This window comes from Endozoicomonas atrinae (assembly GCF_001647025.1).
GTDB lineage: Bacteria > Pseudomonadota > Gammaproteobacteria > Pseudomonadales > Endozoicomonadaceae > Endozoicomonas > Endozoicomonas atrinae.
In genome coordinates this window covers 1-2,017 of the sequence record NZ_LUKQ02000485.1, presented here as the reverse complement: position 1 = coordinate 2,017, position 2,017 = coordinate 1, and the positions used below count along the sequence as shown (strand labels likewise).

The 2,017-nt window shown below is 44.1% G+C and carries 3 protein-coding genes; 2 read left to right on the top strand and 1 reads right to left on the bottom strand.

Going from position 1 to position 2,017, the window contains the following annotated elements:
- The first annotated feature begins 182 nt into the window (after positions 1–182).
- Both AK963_RS36160 and AK963_RS28215 read left to right on the top strand, forming a co-directional pair.
- On the top strand, positions 183–365 hold the full coding sequence (locus tag AK963_RS36160) for a hypothetical protein (RefSeq protein ID WP_066018627.1): 183 nt from the start codon (positions 183–185) through the stop codon (positions 363–365).
- Entirely contained in the window at positions 322–774 is a 453-nt protein-coding gene (locus AK963_RS28215; RefSeq protein WP_202969903.1) for a type II restriction endonuclease, read from the top strand. The genes AK963_RS36160 and AK963_RS28215 overlap by 44 nt, the downstream gene beginning before the upstream one ends.
- 474 nt (positions 775–1,248) lie before the next feature.
- Here the strand turns inward: AK963_RS28215 and AK963_RS33875 are convergent.
- Positions 1,249–2,017 (bottom strand): hypothetical protein (locus AK963_RS33875; RefSeq protein ID WP_175404707.1); only part of this gene is annotated, 769 nt, incomplete at its 5' end.

Below are 2,017 nucleotides of genomic sequence, written 5' to 3'. Positions count from 1 at the left end.
TCCTCTCGATTGGTCATGGCGCTGCTCCCTGCTTGATACCAACAGGAAAACAATCGGCCAGAAAAGGGTTAATCGGGAGGTCAAATTAAACTGGTGTTTTGAAGACTTATTACATCGGTGATGACACATACTTCTCGGGTAGCAATTACAATCAGATAACTCAGATGACAGAAAGACATTCTATGGAATTATACAAACAAGCCTTTGGTGCCAATTATCCACTAGGTATGCGTATTCCTGCCTACTTTCAGGATCAGTCTTACCGGAATGACACCGGTGATGACAACCGGACCTTCATTTGTTTACGCACAGGGGAATCACTTGCTAAAAATCTGCGTCCTTCCAGAAAATCCGCAGGACAGTGAGATACCGGATGGCTATCGTTACACGTTAATGCAAATGAAAACATCACCGGGCGATGACTATGAGGAGTTTGTTGACGTTCTCTTTGAATCAGATTTTCCTGTCGCAGACCTCAGAATGCTTGGTGCAAAGTCTACGTGTAAAGATCGCTGGCGTCAGGTCCTTGCAGAGGCGGGTAAGATTGACCGGAAGCACCTGCTCACTCTTGAAGCGGGAATCAGTGAAGCACAGACCGCAGAGATGAAGGCTTATATCCCCGCCCGCATTGGGCGAGGGTTTACGACGATTTTGCTAAGGATTTACAACTGGTCTTACCGTCTTCCGTTCAGTCAAGCTATACCGGAAACCAGCAAAGCTGGCTTATGTCACTGGGAGCGTTCATTGAAGAGATTAAAGGTATTCAGCGATTGATATAAATCAGGGTCAGTTTTTTCTGAAAAATCCTGAGACCACCCACCAATTTTCTTATCTATCTATGCCCCGGCCACGAGACAAACGGCCAGCCCCTATTCAGCCGGAAAGCGGGAGAGCTGGAGTGAATGGTGAGCAGTGGAGAGTCATAACTGATCGGTTAGTAAAAAAAACAGGGTTCACTCTTGCCCGGAATTTTTATACCCTGCCCCTCCGTACATTGACCATAAGACCACCCTATCGCACTGTTCCAATCAGTCCCCCTTCTGAGCGATCTGGTCCCATGCTCCCCGGCGTACAAAAGACAATGGTAACACCCAAGGGCGGTATTGTGATTTTTGACTTGTCGAGAGTGTTGAGGTAAGAGCGTTTTATGTGTTCAAAATGAAAGACCTGACACTAATTCCATGATTCCACGAAGAATGACCCCGGTTTTCTTTCTCAATAAGTGCACTATTTACCCACGATCGATTTTTACTCGACGCTTTCAATATATTCATCATAAATTTTCTGAAACTCTTCTGACCTAATAACAACCAGATCCTCGTCATCCATCATCTCTTTAATTCTGCTATCTTCCAGCATACCAACGTCTCTTTTCTGCCTATCAATCTCATCAGATTGACTCAAAGCGAATAACTTATCACAGTTCAGTAATAAATTTTTAAACTCAATAGAACCAAATACTCTTATCACCGATAGCGTAGGGTAAGAGTAACGCCCTTTTCTGGCCAGCCCGACATCGACTTTCGCCTGCATGGCTTTTGTAACACTATGTAGATAGTGCACAAATCGATCTTGAATATCTTCAGTTTGGTTACGGATATCAATACAGCCATCTGTTATAATAAAGAGCGGTTTGCCCTTCTGGGATATGCCTGAAGTCACTTTCCTGTATGCAGGGAGACCTTGAAGAAGACGGCCAACATCTGGTATTCCGTCTCCTGGCTGATTGGTCCACTGCTCACGCTGCCCCCCAGCGCCTAATAACGTTTCAAATGTTTTTGATCTCCCGGTGCAAGTGGTATTTTCATTAATAGCTGCTTCCATCTTTTTGATATTTGTGAACTCCGCATTCGTGACATTTACATATGGTGCATTACTCTTCCAAAGCTTATACCACTCTTTAATATTCTTGCTGGCAAGTGTTTTCAATGATGGGATATTTTTCTCTACCCAACGCCATTGCCTAAGATTCCTAAAGAAGTCAATTTTAATTTGTTCTTTTGGTGCTAACCATCCC